Origin of the sequence: Rhodanobacter aciditrophus (genome assembly GCF_042679525.1) — a bacterium.
Taxonomy (GTDB): Bacteria; Pseudomonadota; Gammaproteobacteria; order Pseudomonadales; family Marinomonadaceae; genus Marinomonas; species Marinomonas aciditrophus.
Window position 1 is genome coordinate 58,799 of sequence record NZ_JBHTMN010000014.1, and the last position, 18,305, is coordinate 77,103.

The window sequence follows — 18,305 nt, forward strand, 5'->3', positions numbered from 1 at the left end:
ACAATCGACACTTATCTCAGACAGCTCCTGGCCAACTCCTACAACACAAAGTGCTAATTCACAGCAGTTAAAACAGTTGTTAAATGCCGAATTCACCCTGCAACGCCAAGGAGGAGAAGAAGCCTTTCCCCTTTACCTTGCAGCAGCCCAAACGAGTGGCAGCGATTTAGTATCCCAACGCTCTACGGCAGCGGCTATCGCCAGCGATAACAATAATGCCGTACTGGCTGCCACAGAACTCTGGCTAACCCAGAACCCCAAGGCCAGCCAAGCCTACCCGGTCAGATTTCAAGCCTTACTAGTGGATGAGCAGTTTCAGCAAGCGCAAGCTCTTTTGATTCAAGCCCGTACTGAAGAGGTGCCGTTAAGCTTTTTACCCGCTTTTGTTGATCAACAAGCCAGAAACATCGACGCAACAACACAATTGCAAACGATTTTGGCTGCTCCTGAATTAGAAGGAGCTCTCTATGTGGAGTTGGCAAAAACCCACTTAGACTTCCTTGAAGGCAAATCCCAAAAAATACTGACCAAGATCGATGCACTCATCGAACAAAGCCCGGATAATGAAATAGAGTCCCTGATCGTCATCAAAGCATTTAGCTTACAAAAGACAGGTGAGACAGAGCTTGCGCAAACGACTCTTGAAGCAGGAGAACAGGACTACCCCGACAGCCAACGCATCTTCGCCACCCTGCTCGACATCATGATTGAAAACGGCCAAACGGATAAAGCCATAGCCAAATTCGAATCTGCTGACCTCTCCCCCTTCGCCCAGCAACAGATTGGCCTATCCATGGGACAACTACTGCTGCAACAGGGCGAGAGACAACAGAGTATCCAAGTCCTCAAGCAACTTCCCTCTAGGGGAGGTCTAAGTCACCAAATCCACTTTATTTTAGCTAATGCCTACCACGAAGATGGACAACAAGAAAAAGCCCTACAAACCCTAACCCGTGTGTTTGGCAGCTTGAGCTGGAATGCATCAGAATTATTGGTCAAATGGCTATATGAAAATGGGCAACCAGAGCGCATCAACAGCATCATTATTCAACGTACTGGGTTAGATGACGAGCCTGGTCATGTGATTGGTGTATCGGATCTCCATGAACAGCAACAGCGCCCAGATTTATCTCTTGAGCTACTAAGTGCCGCGCTGTTAGCTTTTCCTAACATGGACTCTGTTCGATATAAGCGCGCCATCACTTATGATCAACGGGGCCAGTGGCAAGCCGCAATCAAAGACTTACGATTACTTGCTCAAAAGCACCCTGATGACGCGTCTTACCTGAACGCACTGGGCTATACCATCATGGTACGTGACCCAGTGAACATAGACGAAGCCATTGACCTAATTGAGCAGGCTTATGAACTGGACCCAGAAGACCCTGCGATTATTGACAGTTTAGGTTGGGCCCATTACCTAAGGGGCGAATTAGACACAGCTGCTGCCCTACTCAACCAAGCCTGGAACATAATGGAAGATGCTGAGATTGGTGCCCATTACGGAGAAGTTCTTTGGCAACTAGGCCAACAAGAGCAAGCCCGACGTATCTGGCGTACCTCATTGGAATTGAATGCTCAACTCCCTACACTCAGACAAACACTTGAAAAGTTCGAGCCAACATTGCTCGATCAAGAATAGGACCTCTATGAAAAAGCTTATAATCAGTGCTTTAACAGTGTCTGCATTAGCAGGCTGTAGCATGACCCCTACGACTCCCAAAGCACCGACACCAGAGACGGTAGATGCCATTCAATCTTGGCAAACAGAAGGTCGCGTAGGAATCCGCACAGAAAATGACGCTATTTCTGGTAACTTTTACTGGGATTACGGACCAGATCAATACGAACTCAATATTTATGGCCCCTTTGGTCAAGGGGCAACTCGTCTGCAAGGCACACCAAATAAAGTGGCTCAACTGACCTATGATGACAAAACGGTCGTTGGCAAAAACGCTGAAGATCTTCTGTTTGACGAGCTTGGCTGGCAATTCCCTGTAAACCAAGTGCGATACTGGATACGTGGTTTACCATCACCCAAGTCTTACGCCAACATTCAATACGATATCGATGGCAAAACTCCGACACAAATCACCCAAGACAACTGGACGGTGACCTATCGCGAATTTACGGAAATCGATAATTTAAAACTACCTCAGCGCATGCAAGTGACCCGCTTGCCGTATCGTGTGAACCTGATTATTACTCGATGGAACGTTCAATGAGCCCACTAACCCTCCCTGCACCGGGGAAGCTCAATCTGTTTCTACACATTACGGGACGTCGAGAAGACGGATACCATGATTTACAAACTGTTTTTCAGTTCATTGATCTCTGTGATGAAATGACTTTTACCCTGACAGATCAAGATGGCATTCAAATCCAACCTGAGATTCCGGGTGTGCCGCTAGAAAACAACCTGATCTACAAAGCAGCAAAGCTACTGGAGCCCTCCCGCAAGACACCTAAAGGCGTATTGGTCAAGCTAGACAAGAAGCTTCCCATGGGGGGGGGCATCGGCGGGGGGAGCAGCGATGCCGCCACGACCTTACTTGCACTGAACAAACTATGGCAATGTGAACATAATTTGGAGCAGCTTGCTGCCCTAGGAAAAGATTTAGGAGCCGATGTTCCAGTGTTTGTTCTTGGTCACTCAGCGTTCGCTGAAGGCATCGGAGAAAAACTCACCAAAGTCGCTCCCAAAACCCCGTACTACCTGCTTTTAAAGCCAAATTGCCACGTCCCAACTGTTCAAATTTTTACCGATAAACATTTGACAAGAGACACCCCTGCCATCAGAATATCGCACGCCTTGAAACTGGATGGACACAACGATTGTCTAGAAGTCGTGAAAAGGCTTTATCCTGAAGTGGATGAAGCTATGACATGGCTTACTCAATTTGGCGACGCAAAGCTAACAGGTACCGGTGCGTGCTTGTTTTTGGCGTTCGACAAAATTGATGACGCTGAGCGAGTGAGAGCGTCCGCACCAAAGAAGTGGCAAACTTGGGTTTGTCGTGGTCGTAACACCTCTCCCACTCATGATGCCTTGGACCAGTGGATTGCATAGCAGCTGACTGACCGCTGCCTAAAACGCCAGTCTATTTTTCATCGCTACAAAATACAAAGGGTATACACAGTGTCCAAGTTAATGGTTTTTACCGGTAATGCCAACCCTGAACTCGCACGCAGGGTAGTACGCCGCTTGGGACTTCCAATTGGCAATGCCACCGTTGGAAAGTTCAGCGACGGTGAGATCACGGTCGAGATCAACGAAAATGTTCGTGGTAAAGACGTTTTCATCATTCAGTCAACCTGTGCACCAAGCAACGACAACCTAATGGAACTGATTGTCATGGCCGATGCCTTACGCCGCGCATCTGCCACCCGTGTTACCGCTGTAATCCCCTACTTCGGTTATGCTCGCCAAGATCGTCGCGTACGCTCTGCCCGAGTACCGATTACAGCAAAAGTTGTAGCGGATATGATTTCTGCTGTAGGCATCAACCGTGTACTAACAGTTGATTTACATGCAGACCAAATCCAAGGGTTCTTTGATATCCCTGTGGACAACGTTTACGCAACACCCTTGCTGCTAGACGATTTGCAACGCCAAGGCCACGAAAACATTACCGTGGTATCGCCTGACGTTGGTGGCGTAGTACGTGCTCGTGCTTTCGCTAAATTACTGGATGATGCGGATCTTGCCATCATCGACAAACGTCGCCCACGAGCCAATGAGGCTCAGATCATGCACTTGATCGGTGATGTAAAAGACAAAACCTGTGTATTGGTCGATGACATGATCGATACAGGCGGCACCCTGTGTGCGGCCGCCAAAGCACTAAAAGAACACGGTGCATCGAAAGTGCTTGCCTACTGTACTCACCCAGTACTGTCTGGCAAAGCCATTGATAACATTAGCAATTCTGTACTGGATGAGTTGGTTGTGTCAGACACAATCCCATTGACTCAAGCAGCACAGGACTGCGCAAAAATCCGCCAATTGTCGATGTCTGACATTATGGCCGAGGCTGTTCGTCGCGTCTGCAACGAAGAGTCAATCAGTGCCATGTTTGGGGCCTAAGCCAAACATTAACGCTCGGAACGGGTCGCAGTTCTGGGCACCTTAAACTTAATTTAGGATATTTAAAAATGTCTCAAGTACTAAACGCTACTGTACGTAACGAAGAAGGTAAAGGTGCGAGCCGCCGCCTTCGCCACCAAGGTCTTGTTCCAGCTGTAGTATACGGCGGTAACACTGACGCTGCATCCGTAACGTTCAAAAGCAACGAAGTAGCAAAAGCAGTTGAAAGCACAGCGTTCCTAACAGGCGTTGTTAAAGTCGCTGTTGACGGCGCAGAGCAAGAAGTAATCGTTAAGTCTCTACAACGTCACCCAGCTACTGGCGATGTAATGCACATCGACCTTCAGCGCGTTGATTCAGAAACTAAGCTTGTTACACGTGTTCCTCTAGAATTCGTTAACGCTTCTAAATCTGAAGGTGTTAAATCTCAAGGTGGTCGTCTACAAGTAGAAGCGAAACTTGCTGAAGTTCGCTGCCTACCAAAAGACCTTCCAGCTTCTTTGATCGTTGATACGATCGAAGGTCAGCTTGGTCAGATTTTCCACCTTTCTGACGCTCAACTACCAGAAGGCGTTGAGTTGGTTGCTTTGCTTAAAGGCGAAGACCACGACCAGCCTATCGCACGTATCGGTAAAGCTAAGCGCTAATCATTGAGGCAAGTTTGTGGCAGGTTTTAGATTACTCGTTGGCTTGGGCAACCCAGGCTCTGAATATGAAAATACCCGCCACAATGCTGGCGCACAATGGATAGAAGCATTGGCTCGCATGAGCCAATGCTCTCTTCGCACAGAGAAGAAATTCTTTGGCCAATTCGGCAAAGTTTTTATAGGTGGGCAGGAATGTTATCTACTGATTCCTTCGACCTATATGAATTTAAGTGGCAAAGCGGTTCAAGCTGTTTGCCAGTTCTACAAAATCTCTCCCCAAGAAATTCTCGTCGCACACGATGAACTTGATATCGATCCAGGCACCGTTAAATTGAAAAAAAGTGGTGGCCATGGTGGTCATAATGGCCTAAAAGATATCATCAACAAACTCGGCAACAATCGTGATTTTGGTCGTGTACGCATAGGTATTGGTCATCCTGGGCACGCCAGCAAAGTAGCCGGCTATGTGCTAACAAAAGCACCAAGCGACGAATACCAAAAAATCGAACAAACCATTGATGAGTCATTACGCTACCTCGAAGACATTGTCGCGGACAATTGGAGTAACGTTATGAACCATCTTCATAGTTTCAAAGCATAAACTACCAGCTTTAGGAAAATATTATGGGCTTTAACTGCGGTATCGTCGGCTTACCAAACGTCGGCAAATCAACTCTATTCAACGCACTCACCAAAGCTGGCATCGGCGCAGAAAACTTCCCTTTCTGTACTATAGAGCCAAACGCTGGCGTTGTTCCTATGCCCGATCCACGCCTAGACGCCCTAGCAGAGATCGTTAAGCCTGAAAAAGTCTTGGCAACAACCATGGAATTCGTTGATATTGCAGGTCTTGTAGAAGGCGCCTCAAAAGGGGAAGGGCTTGGCAACAAGTTCTTGGCAAACATTCGTGAAACCGATGCGATTGCCCACGTGGTACGTTGCTTTGAAGACGACAATGTCATTCACGTTTCCAACCAAGTTAACCCTAAAGCTGACATCGAAGTCATTAACCTAGAGCTCGTATTTGCCGATCTAGAATCCATCGACAAACAACTGCTTCGAACGGCCAAAAATGCGAAAAGTGGTAACAAAGAAGCCATTGCCCACAAAGCGTTTCTAGAGCGCATTAAAGCACACCTAGAAGACGGACTTCCGGTACGTGGCATGGAGTTAACGGACGACGAGAAGAAAGCGGTTAAACAACTTCACCTACTTACCACAAAGCCAACCATGTACATTGCAAACGTCTCTGAAGACGGCTTTGAAAACAACCCTCACCTAGAGGTAGTTAGAGAGATTGCCGCCTCAGAGGGCGCTACAGTGGTTCCTATCTGTAACCAACTGGAAGCAGAAATCTCCGAGCTGGACGCAGAAGAAATGAAAGACTTTCTTGACGAGATGGGTATGGAAGAGCCAGGCCTAGATCGCGTTATCCGCGCTGGCTATGAGCTACTTGGCCTACAGACCTACTTCACCGCAGGCGTGAAAGAAGTACGTGCTTGGACCGTTAAACAAGGTGCGACTGCCCCTCAGGCAGCAGGCGTGATTCATACAGACTTCGAAAAAGGCTTTATCCGAGCAGAAGTAGTTGCTTACAAAGATTTCATTCAATACAAGGGTGAAAACGGCGCAAAAGAAGCGGGTAAATGGCGTTTAGAAGGTAAAGACTACATTGTGAAAGATGGCGATGTGATGCATTTCCGCTTCAATGTATAAAATTTTCTAAAAATGCTTGACCCATGAATGGGTTATATGAATAATATCGCGCCACAGACACAGGGAAGCCCAAAGCTTTCAGCTGTCTGTGAGAAGATTGTTGGGGTGTAGCCAAGCGGTAAGGCAACGGGTTTTGATCCCGTCATGCGTAGGTTCGAATCCTGCCACCCCAGCCACTCTTCAAAGGCTATGTAGCTCAGTTGGTTAGAGCACATCACTCATAATGATGGGGTCACTAGTTCGAATCTAGTCATAGCCACCAACTTTTTTGATAAGTTGGGGTGTAGCCAAGCGGTAAGGCAACGGGTTTTGATCCCGTCATGCGTAGGTTCGAATCCTGCCACCCCAGCCATCAATTCAGACCTTTAGGCTATGTAGCTCAGTTGGTTAGAGCACATCACTCATAATGATGGGGTCACTAGTTCGAATCTAGTCATAGCCACCACTTCTTACGGTCAATCACATTTTTTGGGGTGTAGCCAAGCGGTAAGGCAACGGGTTTTGATCCCGTCATGCGTAGGTTCGAATCCTGCCACCCCAGCCACTACTTCCTACGTTTCTGGTTTTAAAATTAGCTTATTTAGTACCGACTGACTGGCACTTAAGTATTCCATACCGTACCGTCACTCAGTATAATTCGCTTATTCCAACTCCTAAACAGGGATGATCCCATGAAAAAAGCACTTGTTGCATCAACGATCCTACTTGCCAGCGCCGCAAACGCTGACGTCCTAGGCCTTACAGCTGAAATCGGCCAATACTCTCCTGACGCCAGCTTTGATGGCCGAGTGGACGGCCAGTCATACAACTCTGACTTATCCGCTGACAGCACTACTTACTACGGTATTGCTTTTGAGCACCCAATGCCAGTTATCCCTAATGTTCGACTACAAGGGTCTACTTTAGAGGGCTCAGACAGCAATGCATCAACAAAAGTTGATGCGACAGATTACACCTTGTATTACGAAATCCTGGATGGCCTTGCCTGGCTTGACCTAGATGTTGGTGTATCGTTTCGCCAAATGGACGTTGACGCACGTGTAAACAACTCTAAAGCATCTGAGAGCTTTGTTTTACCAACAGGCTATGTCTCAGCATACTTCACTATCCCAACTCTCCCTATCTCTCTTGGTGGTGAGATGAAGACTTTAGCAGTAGGCGATTCAAGTGTTACTGACACAACTTTGAAAGTGAAATACCAATCCCCTTTCATCGTCGGTGTTGAAGGCGGCTACCGCAACGCTAACCTTAAAATTGACGAAGGTAGCATCGATACTGAAGTAGATTTTGATGGCTTCTTTATTGGCGTATTTGCTGACTTCTAAGCTTCACTAATGTCTAAGCGTCATAGTCACGACAAAAAAAGCCAGCGCATTGCGCTGGCTTTTTTGTTGAATCCCTTTCGAGTGAGAGTTATGAAGCCTCTCGAGCTACCGGCTCTGAGGTAAACGCCATCCCTTCTTCATCAGCATCCACTTGAATCTCGTCTCCTGCCACAAAATGCCCTGATAGCAACTCATTAGCAAGGGGGTTTTCTATCCATTGCTGAATAGCACGCTTCAATGGACGAGCACCATAAATCGGGTCGTAACCTACTTCAGCCAATCGCTCAAGAGCCCTATCAGTTAGGGTCATAGACATCCCCATTTCCGTCAGTCGCTGGTTTAACTGACTAAGCTGGATTTGAGCAATACCTTTGATTTGGGATTGCATTAGCGGATGGAACACCACTGTCTCGTCAATACGGTTGATAAATTCTGGACGAAAATGCATGCCCACCACTTCCATCACCTTAGACTTCATTTGCTCGTATTCATCATCAGAGCGGTATTCTTGAATCACATCCGACCCAAGGTTAGAAGTCATCACCACCACCGTATTACGGAAATCAACAGTACGGCCCTGGCCATCCGTTAAACGCCCATCATCTAACACCTGCAATAGGATGTTAAAAACATCTGGATGCGCTTTTTCCACCTCATCTAGCAACAACACGGAGTAAGGACGTCGGCGAACAGCTTCCGTAAGGTAACCACCTTCTTCATACCCCACATAACCTGGAGGCGCCCCAATCAGGCGCGCCACAGAGTGCTTCTCCATAAACTCAGACATGTCCACTCGAACCATGGCTTGCTCCGTATCAAACAGAAAACGCGCCAGAGACTTACACAACTCAGTTTTACCAACCCCTGTTGGCCCCAAGAACAAGAAAGAGCCATTTGGTCGATTAGGATCCGCTAGACCTGAACGAGAGCGGCGCACAGCGTTAGATACCGCTTTAACTGCTTCATCCTGACCAATCACTGACTCATGGAGAGAGTCCTCCATACGCAGTAATTTATCACGCTCACCTTCCAGCATTTTATCGACTGGAATACCAGTCCAACGAGAGACTACGGTCGCGATCTCTTCTTCTGTGACACGGTTTTTAAGCAATTGCGTCTGGGCTTCTGTTTCTTCTGCTTGAGCCGCTTTCTCAATCTCAGCCTCTAGCATTGGAATAACGCCGTATTGAAGCTCGGACATTTTGGCCAAATTACCCTGACGACGAGCCTCTTCCATTTCGTGACGCACCGCCTCGAGTTCTTCTTTCAGCTTTTGCGCCCCTTGAACCGCTGCTTTTTCAGCATTCCAGATCTCTTCTAGGTCAGAAAACTGTTTTTGCAAGGCATCAATCTCAGACTCTAATTCCGCTAAGCGCAATTTTGACGCCTTGTCTTTTTCTTTTTTCAAAGCTTCTTGTTCGATTTTTAATTGAATCAAACGACGCTCCAAGCGATCCATTTCTTCTGGCTTAGAGTCCATTTCCATACGAATACGACTGGCTGCTTCGTCCACCAAATCAATAGCCTTATCAGGCAATTGACGATCCGTAATATAACGCTGGGAAAGTTTTGCTGCGGCAATAATCGCAGAATCTGTAATGTCCACACCATGATGCACTTCATAGCGCTCTTTCAAGCCCCGCAGGATAGCAATGGAGTCCATGACACTTGGCTCTTCCACTAAGACCTTCTGGAAACGACGCTCAAGTGCAGCATCCTTCTCGATATACTGACGATACTCATCAAGAGTCGTAGCCCCTACACAATGCAGCTCTCCACGAGCCAATGCAGGTTTAAGCATATTCCCCGCATCCATGGAGCCTTCAGACTTGCCAGCCCCCACCATGGTATGAATCTCATCGATGAAAAGGATGATTTGGCCTTCCTGTTTCGACAACTCGTTCAAGACGGCTTTTAGACGCTCCTCAAATTCACCGCGATATTTAGCCCCTGCAATCAAGGCCCCCATATCCAGCGCCAAGACACGCTTCTTCTTGAGACCTTCTGGCACTTCGCCATTAATAATTCGCTGGGCCAACCCTTCAACAATGGCGGTTTTACCTACACCCGGCTCACCAATAAGGACAGGGTTGTTTTTACGGCGGCGCTGCAGCACCTGAATCGTTCTACGTATTTCGTCATCACGACCGATCACCGGATCAAGACGCCCTTCCGCTGCTCGAGCCGTTAGATCCACAGTATATTTATCAAGAGCCTGACGACTTTCTTCTGCATCTGGGTCATTTACCCCTTCGCCACCGCGAACGCTGTCTACCACCGCGGCAATATCCGCCTTGGTAACACCTGTCGCCTTGAGCGCTTTAGACACATCATCCTTCGCATCGAACATAGCCAGCAACAGCAGTTCTGAAGAAATGTACTGATCTTTACGTTTTTGCGCTTCCTTGTCTGCGAGGTTCAACAGGCGACCAAGCTCTGGTGACATCTGCACATTACCATCGTGATCATTCACCTTAGCCATGCGATCTAACACTTGGTTAAGGGATTCACGGAATTTAGTTACTTGAACGCCCGCCTGTTGAAGAATTGGGCGTGTGCTGCCCCCTTGCTGATCTAGCAAGGCAAGCATAAGGTGAACAGGTTCGATATAGGTATGATCTTGCCCCAGCGCTACCGACTGCGCATCCGAAAGAGCAAGTTGTAATTTACTGGTTAACCGATCAATACGCATACATGACCTCCGATAAATCGATTATTAAATAAGCCTCTAATCGCTTTATAGGTGCTAGATTTCACTTTTCAACGGAAGAGTGTCATTTTTTTGACACCCATCATTATTCAAACCAAATCAAGGTCGCCATGCGCCCTGTCACACCCTCTCTCCGATAAGAGAAAAAGCGCGCTTGATCTGTGTGGGTACAATAATCTCCGCCACTCACCCTATGACAACCCGCTGCTGCCAATCGCTGGCGGGCCAAAAGATACAAATTACCTAGCCATTTATCCGGGTGCCCAGCGGGTCTAAATGCTTCTTCGGCATTAGGATCTTTCTCTATAAACGCCGCCCTCACTTCACTGCCAACCTCAAACGCTTCAGGACCTATGGCCGGCCCTAAACAGGCAACCACATCAGCAGGATCACGAAACTTTGCCAAAGTCGCCTCAAGCACCCCATCACACAGCCCACGCCAACCCGCATGGGCGACTGCCACTTCGTCTCCCGCAAGGCTCGTAAAAACTACTGGTAAACAGTCAGCAGTCAGCACGGCACAGACAGTATTCGCCTGATTGGTATAGGCCGCATCAGCGGTCACACTAGAGGGGTTAGGCAAGCTCACCACATCCGCACTGTGCACTTGATTAAGCCACTGAATCTCTCCCTCATAACCTAACCAATCTTTTAACAAGTGACGATTTTGAGACACCGCCTCCGGTAAATCCTGCACATGGGCACCAAGGTTAAAGCCTTCATAGACACCAGAGCTGACACCACCTTCACGGGTCGTCACATAGGCCTTTACGTTTTTCGGCACTTGCCAGTCCAAGGAAATAATTGATTCCATATCTACCACCTAACAAAAAGGCAGCTTAATGCTGCCTTTGATTTATATGTCTTACGTTACATGTAATGGGTTTTACCGCCGTTGTGAAGATCTTCTTCTAACATCTCCAACAGGGCTTTCATATCCTCAGGAAGATCAACTTCCCATTCCATCCATTCACCTGTCACCGGATGAGACAACTCCAGTTTCTTAGCGTGTAAAGCTTGGCGTCGGAAGCCTCGTAGAGCCTCCTGTAGATCAGGAGAACAGCCTTTTGGCATTTTCAATCGCCCTGCATATTGAGGATCACCCACCAAGGGATAACCAATATAGGACATATGCACACGAATCTGATGGGTTCGACCCGTTTCCAACTTTAGGCGAATATGGGTATGGTTGTTATAGCGTTTAACCAAACGATAATGGGTAATGGCCTCTTTACCATTCACTGGTTCTACTGCTTGCTTTTGGCGATTATGAGGGTGACGTCCGATTGGTTCGTCCACCACACCGCCCCCCGTCATTGCACCAATGGAAATAGCTTCGTATTCCCGCCCCATACTACGGTCTTGTAATTGGGTTACGAGATCCGTTTGAGCGATCAAAGTTTTCGCCACCACCATGAGACCTGTTGTCTCCTTATCAAGACGGTGCACAATCCCTGCTCGAGGAACCGTCGCCGTCTCAGGAGCATGATGTAGAATCGCATTTAATAAAGTCCCATCATTGTGCCCCGCCGCTGGGTGAACCACCAAGCCAGCTGGCTTATTGATGATCATGATATCTTCGTCTTCGTAAACGATATCTAGGGGGATGTCTTGGGCATCGTGAACCTCTTGCTCCTCTAAGGCCACATCTAGGGTAATCATCTCCCCGCCGAAGAGCTTTTCTTTAGGCTTAGTTTTCTTGCCATCGACCAAAAGCACGCCATCTTTGATCCAACCTTGGATCCGAGAACGTGAGTAATCTGAAAACATTTCGGTAGCAATTTGATCAAATCGCTGTCCGGAAAATTCCAGTGTAACTTGGGCTTCTTTTACTATGCGCTCTGCCATACAATAAACTTTCTTTGCTCTATGCTGCGTCATGAGGACGCGAAATACGTCAATTGCATAATCGTTATACAAACTATTATGCTGCTTTTACTAGGGTTGTATTATACATGGGATTCATTAAGACATTGTCACGTTTTCTGACAATTGCTGCCATTTACTCCGTTCTGACGGCTTGCTCCAGTGGACCAACCATAGAACCTGACCTTCCCGAGCAGGAATACTTTGATAAAGGCCAGGAGGCACTGGACAACAGCTTACCCTCTACTGCGGTGGAACATTTCAAAAACCTGGAAACGCGCTACCCATTTGGGGATTATGTGATTCGCGCGCGACTTGATCTAATCTACGCACAACACGAGGCAGGTGATTATATTGCCGCTCACGCAGCGGCGGATCGCTTTATTAAAAATTACCCTGATAACAATGCTCTAGATTACGCCTACTACATGCGTGCGCTTTCTACCTATCGCGGAGCAGAAACCTTCTCTGGTCGTTATTTAAATCAAAATCCAGCAGAGCGTGATGCCAGTGAGTTTAACAAGGCATTCAATGAGTTCGCAGACTTTTTAGCTCGCTTCCCTAGCAGCGAGTTTGCCCCAGATGCCAAGGCACGCATGATTCACCTACGTAATATGGTGGCGGAGCATGAACTCAATATCGCCCACTACTACTTTGCACGCAAAGCGCCGCTGTCCGCTCTTCGAAGAGGTCAAGAAGTCGTTCAGCATTACCCTTCTACCCCATCTGTAGAAGAAGCTATTGCAGTGACGATCCAAGCTTACATGGACCTAGAGCTGTACGACAACGCGCAAACGAACCTTGCTGTACTGAAGACCAACTTCCCTGACAGCCAATACCTTGATCAAGACGGGAAGTTCATTCCCTTCGAGCTTCCAAAGGAAGCAGATCCTGACACCCTATACTGGGTCAGCCTAGGGCTCATTAACTAGCAGATATAAAAAAGCCAAGCAAAATGCTTGGCTTTTTTAATTTCATGCCAGATCAAACAATCGTGACATTCTCAGCTTGAGGGCCTTTTTGCCCTTGAGTTACTTCAAAAGTAACTTTTTGTCCTTCAAGCAGGGTACGACGGCCCGTACCATTAATAGCGCGGAAATGAACAAACACATCCGAACCACCATCACGCTCAATGAATCCAAATCCCTTCTCGTCGTTAAACCACTTAACGATACCGGATACCAATTGATCTGACATATAAACCTCTTTTTTTTATACTGCGTTATAAAGCAGTGTTTAAGCTTCCTACTTCGTGATCCCGAAGCATTGTTCCTTGCCACCACACAAAACCAATCTCTGATTTAATTTTGAACAGTAACCTAACCGATAATATGACGACTAAAAAAAAATAGAAAGATCCTACTTACACAAAATATGCACCATATAGCACTTTTGAATCTATTAGCCAACATAGCTCAATAGTTTAACCTCATAAGATGACAACACTTTTACAGTCATCATCCATTACCGCACCAATTAAAAACACCAGAACATCAATCGCACCATTTTGGCAAGGTTTTTGCTTGAAAATGCACCGAAAAAAGGGAATACACAAAAATACCGGGACCAAGGCCTCTATTTGAGGCACAAAAACAACAACCCATACCAAATTGGTGCAAAACCAACTAGGAGCCCTCGTGGATCAAATTAACAGCGCGGTTGAAACACTTATCGCCAGCTCAAACACTCTTTTTATTTTACTCGGCGCCATCATGGTTTTTGCCATGCATGCAGGCTTCGCATTTTTAGAAGTCGGCACCGTTCGCAACAAAAACCAGGTCAATGCTCTGGTTAAAATCATGACCGACTTCGCCATCTCTGCCTTGGTGTACTTTTTCGTCGGCTATCAAATCGCCTATGGTGTAAACTTTTTTGAAAGCGCCGAAACACTGTCACAAAACAGTGGCTATGCCTTAGTGAAGTTCTTCTTTTTAATGACCTTCGCTGCAGCGATCCCCGCTATCATTTCCGGCGGTGTTGCGGAGCGAGCAAAGTTCTACCCAATGCTTATTTCAGCCGCCCTAATCGTGGGGGTAGTTTACCCATTTTTTGAAGGAATCATCTGGAATGGCAACTATGGCATCCAAGACTGGCTTGAAGCATCGTTTGGCGCACCTTTCCATGACTTCGCAGGCTCAGTCGTTGTTCATGGCCTAGGGGGTTGGGTTGCTTTAGCCGCGATAGCACTTCTGGGCACCCGCAATGGTCGTTTCCGAAATGGCAAACTGGTTGCATTCGCCCCATCCAATATTCCCTTTCTTGCCCTAGGTGCTTGGATTCTCTGCATTGGCTGGTTTGGATTCAACGTCATGTCGGCACAGACCTTGGATAGCATCAGCGGCTTAGTAGCCGTTAACTCTCTAATGGCCATGGTAGGCGGCGTTATCACAGCCATGATCATTGGTAAAAATGACCCAGGCTTTATTCATAACGGCCCACTCGCTGGACTTGTGGCCATCTGTGCTGGCTCAGACCTGATGCATCCTATTGGCGCCCTTGCAACAGGAGCTGTAGCTGGTGCTTTATTCACCCTACTATTCACATGGATGCAACAGAAACTACACAACATTGATGATGTATTAGGCGTATGGCCCCTACACGGTGTCTGTGGTGCTTGGGGTGGAATTGCCGCCGGTATTTTTGGCTCCACCGCCCTTGGAGGCTTAGGTGGCGTTAGCCTGACCACACAAATTATCGGCACCTTGATGGGAATTGCCATTGCCCTAGTTGGCGGCGCAATCGTATACGGCATCGTGAAGGCCGTCTCTGGACTTCGCTTAAGCGAAGAAGACGAATTTAACGGCGCTGATTTATCAATCCATAAGATTGGCTCAATGGGTAAAGAGTAGCTTTTCACTAAGACAAAGAGAGGGCTTTGCCTCCCTCTCTTTGTTATGATCAGCACCTCACCCCATTATTTAATCCATTCCCATGCATATCTGGTTACTGACACATTCCGAAGAATTAAAGAAGGCAAATGGCACTGGGGCAGTCGTCTTAGAGACCTACGCTAAACATTGCACGCGCCTGATCTGGGAGCGAACACAACCAGCGATCGAGCTCGTAAATTTACCCCTTCACAACACCTACCTCATCTACCCCAAATCAGATCAAGAACAGACGGTTGAACAAGACCTCACTTGCCCACAAGGGCAGATAGAGAACCTCATTATTTTAGATGGCACCTGGCAGCAGGCTCGTAAAATGTACAACCGAAGCCCCTATTTACATACATTCCAAAAATATGAAATTAACGGAGAGAACTCGATCTTTAAGCGGCGCAAAAACCAAGTTGAGGGTGGCTTATGCACAGCGGAAACCGCTGCGCATCTATTAAAAGTCTTTGGAGAACAAGACGCAGGAGAGAGGATTTACCAAGCGTTTCTAAGTTTTAATGAGAAGCTCCTAAACCACAGTCAGTGAAATTGAGCCAACCCCCTCAACAACTGCATCCATCTTGTCACCTCGTCGAACTGGGCCTACATTCTCAGGGGTTCCTGTCATAATCAAATCCCCTGGGCGCAACTCGAACTGCTCTGAAAGCTTCACAATCACCTCGGCAATATCCCATGTCAGATGGGTGAGGTTACTCTGCTGCATGGTCTCACCATTTACCTTAAGCAGTACCTCTGCCTCAGCCATCAAAGGAGCATCATATCTAGGGACAATTGGCGACAAGGGCGCACTGTTACTAAACGCCTTACCAGACTCCCATGGACGACCTTTTTTCTTAGCCGCCCCCTGAAGATCACGACGAGTCATATCCAAACCAACACTGTAACCAAATACAGCAGCTTTGGCCTGCTCTAAGGTTAAATTAGAGCCGCCAGATTTCAGGGCGACCACTAATTCGACTTCATATTCAAACTGCTCAGTAGAAGTTGGGTAAGGCAATTCCGACGCTTTATCAAAGGCGACCGGTAAGACACAGGTACGATCCTTACAAAAGAAGAATGGCAGATCACGAGTCGGATCATCCCCCATTTCTCGAGCATGCGCGGCATAATTTCGACCGACACAGTAGATTCTTCGCACCGGAAAATACTGATCAGTACCAACAACAGGCAACACCACTTCAGGCTCTGGGGAAACAACATAATCCAACGACATACAACCTCCAAAAAACTCGCTTAGAAATGACCTGTTTTTAGCCACAAGGTCACACTTGATTCCACTTTGAATTGCTCCCAGTCTACCACAGGGGTCCGTAACCAACTTAAAGCAGGCAGAGGCTTACCTAAATACTCAACATTCCCTTCAAGAATCAAGATTTCAGCGGCGCCTTTTACCCTAGCAGCCATTTTATCAAGAGATTGACCATTAATGTGTATGAGACACACTTGCTCATTTTCAAACCGATGCAACCAAATAGGCTCGTCAAGAACTAAAGGAGCTGAGCTGGATTCCACCAAAACATGCTCTTGGTCAGTCGGCAAAAACTGATGGAGTTTTACAAACAACACACACCCATTTTCACTGAACGGAGCATGGCTGGACCCAGGAGGATTTCGAAAATAGGTGCCGGCAGGATAATGACCATTTTCATCAGAAAACACCCCATCAAGGACCAATATTTCTTCACCTAATGGGTGCGGATGAGGACGAAACACCGAGCCGGGAGCATACCGAACAATACTGGTCGCATGGCCACGTTCAGCCCCTTCACGAGCCAAAGGCTTTCGCTCAACACCTACCATAGGGCTGGGTTGCCAAGACTCTAATTGCAGGTCAATCATCACTGAATCTGAGAAATCCATATTCAACATGGTCAACTACTTTGGTTAATTTATGATCTCCAAAGTCTATATGCTGACCTTTCCTATAATCAATGACTATTTCTTGACATAAAAAAAGGCACTGGGGAAAACCCCAGTGCCTATAAATGTCCCAATTAGTCTATCTCCGAACAGAAATGCCGCATGGAACCTTGAATGACCTCATTTAACGTAAGGCTCCGGATAGGAGCCTTAGAGTAAATGCACTCAAGCAATCACTAAATTCTTAGAACAAGTAAGTTGCACCAGTCGCAACAACTTGGTCTTCATCAGCATCTTGCTGCGCGTATTCTGCATACACATACATGTTAGATGCTAGGTTGTAAGTCGCGCCGATACCGTAGTCATCGTAGTCGTCTTCACCAGCTACATCAGATTCCACCATTTGGTAAGAAGCGTATAGATCACCCATGCCGTATGCATAACGAGTGCTTAGACCAAAACGAGTTGCTTCGTCTTTGGTATCTTCGAACTTAGCACCGATAGATAGCGCTGGAGATACTTGCAAAGAAGCTGACAGACCGTAAGTAGGCTCTACGTTGCCACGAGTCGTATTGCGATCATCGTAACCAGCTGCCAAGGTTAGGGCGTCAACAGAGTACTTAAGTACAAGAGTCGCCGCGGTACCATTGTCAGAGCTTGTTGCATCTGTATCGTCAACACTGTCGTCTGCACTGCCTTTTACTTGAGCAGATGCATGAACTTCAAAACCGTTAAAAGAAGGAGAGAAGTATGCAATGGTATCGCCTTCGTCGGTTAGGCTGTTACCAGAGATACCAATGTACTCAAACTGGTCTAGACCATCTTGGATTGCATTGTTGTACACACTGTCAAACGAACCAACCTGCACCTTACCAAAGCCGCCTTTCAAACCAACGAAGGCTTGGTCAAGACCTAGATCAACGTCGCCATCTTTATCATCAGCGTCCGCTTCAAGCTCGTACTTGAAGAAACCTGTTAAGTCTTGAGAAATGGCAGTGCTACCTTGGAAACCAAATGTAGAACCATTATCAGTAAGCTCAGAACCATCATCATCAGAGTTTGCGTAAACAAGCTGGATATTACCGTACGTGTCAAACTTCGTCGTATCGTCCGCAGCAAAAGCCGTCATGGAAGAAGCCGCCACACTTGAAACTGCTAGAGCTACAAGAGTCTTTTTCATAAATTGGTTTCCTTTCA

18 protein-coding genes and 5 tRNA genes are annotated in these 18,305 nt (G+C 47.1%); 16 read left to right on the forward strand and 7 right to left on the reverse strand.

Annotated elements, in window-relative coordinates:
* Positions 1-76 precede the first annotated feature (76 nt).
* From ACFQ45_RS12370 to ACFQ45_RS12430, 13 genes are all read left to right on the forward strand, one after another.
* Positions 77-1,642 (forward strand): tetratricopeptide repeat protein, encoded by a 1,566-nt coding sequence (locus ACFQ45_RS12370; protein ID WP_377368142.1) that lies wholly within the window; start codon positions 77-79, stop codon positions 1,640-1,642.
* 7 nt (positions 1,643-1,649) lie between these two features.
* The gene (lolB, locus tag ACFQ45_RS12375; RefSeq protein ID WP_377368144.1) at positions 1,650-2,225 is read left to right on the forward strand and encodes a lipoprotein insertase outer membrane protein LolB; all 576 of its coding nucleotides are present in this window, start codon (positions 1,650-1,652) and stop codon (positions 2,223-2,225) included.
* Positions 2,222-3,070 (forward strand): 4-(cytidine 5'-diphospho)-2-C-methyl-D-erythritol kinase, encoded by an 849-nt coding sequence (gene ispE, locus ACFQ45_RS12380; protein ID WP_377368146.1) that lies wholly within the window; start codon positions 2,222-2,224, stop codon positions 3,068-3,070. The genes lolB and ispE overlap by 4 nt, the downstream gene beginning before the upstream one ends.
* 81 nt (positions 3,071-3,151) lie before the next feature.
* Entirely contained in the window at positions 3,152-4,087 is a 936-nt protein-coding gene (locus ACFQ45_RS12385) for a ribose-phosphate pyrophosphokinase (protein WP_377368809.1), read from the forward strand.
* Positions 4,088-4,155: 68 nt separating this feature from the next.
* The gene (locus ACFQ45_RS12390; RefSeq protein WP_377368148.1) at positions 4,156-4,734 is read left to right on the forward strand and encodes a 50S ribosomal protein L25/general stress protein Ctc; all 579 of its coding nucleotides are present in this window, start codon (positions 4,156-4,158) and stop codon (positions 4,732-4,734) included.
* A 16-nt stretch (positions 4,735-4,750) separates the two neighbouring features.
* The gene (gene pth, locus ACFQ45_RS12395; protein WP_377368150.1) at positions 4,751-5,335 is read left to right on the forward strand and encodes an aminoacyl-tRNA hydrolase; all 585 of its coding nucleotides are present in this window, start codon (positions 4,751-4,753) and stop codon (positions 5,333-5,335) included.
* A 23-nt stretch (positions 5,336-5,358) separates the two neighbouring features.
* A complete protein-coding gene (gene ychF, locus ACFQ45_RS12400; protein WP_377368152.1) occupies positions 5,359-6,450 on the forward strand; it encodes a redox-regulated ATPase YchF in 1,092 nt (363 codons plus the stop codon).
* Positions 6,451-6,551: 101 nt separating this feature from the next.
* Positions 6,552-6,626, forward strand: a tRNA-Gln gene (locus tag ACFQ45_RS12405).
* 9 nt (positions 6,627-6,635) lie between these two features.
* Positions 6,636-6,712, forward strand: a tRNA-Met gene (locus ACFQ45_RS12410).
* 15 nt (positions 6,713-6,727) lie between these two features.
* A tRNA-Gln gene (locus tag ACFQ45_RS12415) sits at positions 6,728-6,802 on the forward strand.
* Between the two features lie 16 nt (positions 6,803-6,818).
* Positions 6,819-6,895: transfer RNA gene (locus ACFQ45_RS12420), tRNA-Met, on the forward strand.
* Positions 6,896-6,919: 24 nt separating this feature from the next.
* Positions 6,920-6,994: transfer RNA gene (locus ACFQ45_RS12425), tRNA-Gln, on the forward strand.
* 127 nt (positions 6,995-7,121) lie between these two features.
* Positions 7,122-7,775, forward strand: a complete 654-nt coding sequence (locus tag ACFQ45_RS12430) for a TIGR04219 family outer membrane beta-barrel protein (protein ID WP_377368154.1) — start codon at positions 7,122-7,124, stop codon at positions 7,773-7,775.
* A gap of 88 nt (positions 7,776-7,863) precedes the next feature.
* Here ACFQ45_RS12430 and clpB read toward each other — a convergent pair whose 3' ends face one another.
* The 3 genes from clpB to rluD form a co-directional block, all read right to left on the reverse strand.
* On the reverse strand, positions 7,864-10,467 hold the full coding sequence (gene clpB, locus ACFQ45_RS12435; RefSeq protein ID WP_377368156.1) for an ATP-dependent chaperone ClpB: 2,604 nt from the start codon (positions 10,465-10,467) through the stop codon (positions 7,864-7,866).
* 103 nt (positions 10,468-10,570) lie between these two features.
* Positions 10,571-11,299 (reverse strand): peptidoglycan editing factor PgeF, encoded by a 729-nt coding sequence (gene pgeF / locus ACFQ45_RS12440; RefSeq protein ID WP_377368158.1) that lies wholly within the window; start codon positions 11,297-11,299, stop codon positions 10,571-10,573.
* A gap of 56 nt (positions 11,300-11,355) precedes the next feature.
* Positions 11,356-12,333 carry a 23S rRNA pseudouridine(1911/1915/1917) synthase RluD gene (gene rluD, locus ACFQ45_RS12445; RefSeq protein ID WP_377368160.1) on the reverse strand — a complete coding sequence of 326 codons (978 nt, stop codon included), beginning with the start codon at positions 12,331-12,333 and terminating at the stop codon, positions 11,356-11,358.
* Between the two features lie 107 nt (positions 12,334-12,440).
* Here rluD and ACFQ45_RS12450 point away from each other — a divergent pair, with 107 nt between their 5' ends.
* Positions 12,441-13,283, forward strand: a complete 843-nt coding sequence (locus ACFQ45_RS12450; RefSeq protein WP_377368162.1) for an outer membrane protein assembly factor BamD — start codon at positions 12,441-12,443, stop codon at positions 13,281-13,283.
* Positions 13,284-13,335: 52 nt separating this feature from the next.
* Here ACFQ45_RS12450 and ACFQ45_RS12455 read toward each other — a convergent pair whose 3' ends face one another.
* Positions 13,336-13,548 carry a cold-shock protein gene (locus ACFQ45_RS12455; RefSeq protein ID WP_115468511.1) on the reverse strand — a complete coding sequence of 71 codons (213 nt, stop codon included), beginning with the start codon at positions 13,546-13,548 and terminating at the stop codon, positions 13,336-13,338.
* 440 nt (positions 13,549-13,988) lie between these two features.
* Between ACFQ45_RS12455 and ACFQ45_RS12460 the strand changes: the two genes are divergently transcribed.
* Together ACFQ45_RS12460 and ACFQ45_RS12465 are read left to right on the forward strand one after the other, a co-directional pair.
* Positions 13,989-15,200, forward strand: coding sequence for an ammonium transporter (locus ACFQ45_RS12460; protein ID WP_377368164.1), 1,212 nt, complete (start codon positions 13,989-13,991; stop codon positions 15,198-15,200).
* Positions 15,201-15,282: 82 nt separating this feature from the next.
* The gene (locus ACFQ45_RS12465; protein WP_377368166.1) at positions 15,283-15,774 is read left to right on the forward strand and encodes a DTW domain-containing protein; all 492 of its coding nucleotides are present in this window, start codon (positions 15,283-15,285) and stop codon (positions 15,772-15,774) included.
* On the opposite strand, the gene ACFQ45_RS12470 is transcribed toward ACFQ45_RS12465, so the two are convergent.
* The 3 genes from ACFQ45_RS12470 to ACFQ45_RS12480 all read right to left on the reverse strand — a co-directional run bounded on the left by ACFQ45_RS12470 (position 15,757) and on the right by ACFQ45_RS12480 (position 18,288).
* On the reverse strand, positions 15,757-16,461 hold the full coding sequence (locus tag ACFQ45_RS12470) for a fumarylacetoacetate hydrolase family protein (RefSeq protein WP_377368168.1): 705 nt from the start codon (positions 16,459-16,461) through the stop codon (positions 15,757-15,759). The two genes, ACFQ45_RS12465 and ACFQ45_RS12470, sit on opposite strands and share 18 nt — an antisense overlap.
* 20 nt (positions 16,462-16,481) lie before the next feature.
* Positions 16,482-17,117, reverse strand: a complete 636-nt coding sequence (locus ACFQ45_RS12475; protein WP_377368170.1) for a cupin domain-containing protein — start codon at positions 17,115-17,117, stop codon at positions 16,482-16,484.
* Positions 17,118-17,352: 235 nt separating this feature from the next.
* Positions 17,353-18,288 carry a porin gene (locus tag ACFQ45_RS12480; RefSeq protein WP_377368172.1) on the reverse strand — a complete coding sequence of 312 codons (936 nt, stop codon included), beginning with the start codon at positions 18,286-18,288 and terminating at the stop codon, positions 17,353-17,355.
* Between the last annotated feature and the right edge of the window lie 17 nt (positions 18,289-18,305).

Excerpts from the sequence above, each read along its gene's own strand:
- ACFQ45_RS12470 (WP_377368168.1), bottom strand. The coding sequence starts at position 16,461 with ATGTCGTTGGATTATGTTGTTTCCCCAGAGCCTGAAGTGGTGTTGCCT.
- ACFQ45_RS12390 (WP_377368148.1), top strand. The coding sequence starts at position 4,156 with ATGTCTCAAGTACTAAACGCTACTGTACGTAACGAAGAAGGTAAAGGT.
- rluD (WP_377368160.1), bottom strand. The coding sequence starts at position 12,333 with ATGGCAGAGCGCATAGTAAAAGAAGCCCAAGTTACACTGGAATTTTCC.
- ychF (WP_377368152.1), top strand. The coding sequence starts at position 5,359 with ATGGGCTTTAACTGCGGTATCGTCGGCTTACCAAACGTCGGCAAATCA.
- ACFQ45_RS12475 (WP_377368170.1), bottom strand. The coding sequence starts at position 17,117 with ATGTTGAATATGGATTTCTCAGATTCAGTGATGATTGACCTGCAATTA.
- ACFQ45_RS12480 (WP_377368172.1), bottom strand. The coding sequence starts at position 18,288 with ATGAAAAAGACTCTTGTAGCTCTAGCAGTTTCAAGTGTGGCGGCTTCT.
- ACFQ45_RS12385 (WP_377368809.1), top strand. The coding sequence starts at position 3,152 with ATGGTTTTTACCGGTAATGCCAACCCTGAACTCGCACGCAGGGTAGTA.
- lolB (WP_377368144.1), top strand. The coding sequence starts at position 1,650 with ATGAAAAAGCTTATAATCAGTGCTTTAACAGTGTCTGCATTAGCAGGC.
- pgeF (WP_377368158.1), bottom strand. The coding sequence starts at position 11,299 with ATGGAATCAATTATTTCCTTGGACTGGCAAGTGCCGAAAAACGTAAAG.
- clpB (WP_377368156.1), bottom strand. The coding sequence starts at position 10,467 with ATGCGTATTGATCGGTTAACCAGTAAATTACAACTTGCTCTTTCGGAT.
- ACFQ45_RS12455 (WP_115468511.1), bottom strand. The coding sequence starts at position 13,548 with ATGTCAGATCAATTGGTATCCGGTATCGTTAAGTGGTTTAACGACGAG.
- ACFQ45_RS12430 (WP_377368154.1), top strand. The coding sequence starts at position 7,122 with ATGAAAAAAGCACTTGTTGCATCAACGATCCTACTTGCCAGCGCCGCA.
- ACFQ45_RS12450 (WP_377368162.1), top strand. The coding sequence starts at position 12,441 with ATGGGATTCATTAAGACATTGTCACGTTTTCTGACAATTGCTGCCATT.
- ispE (WP_377368146.1), top strand. The coding sequence starts at position 2,222 with ATGAGCCCACTAACCCTCCCTGCACCGGGGAAGCTCAATCTGTTTCTA.
- ACFQ45_RS12465 (WP_377368166.1), top strand. The coding sequence starts at position 15,283 with ATGCATATCTGGTTACTGACACATTCCGAAGAATTAAAGAAGGCAAAT.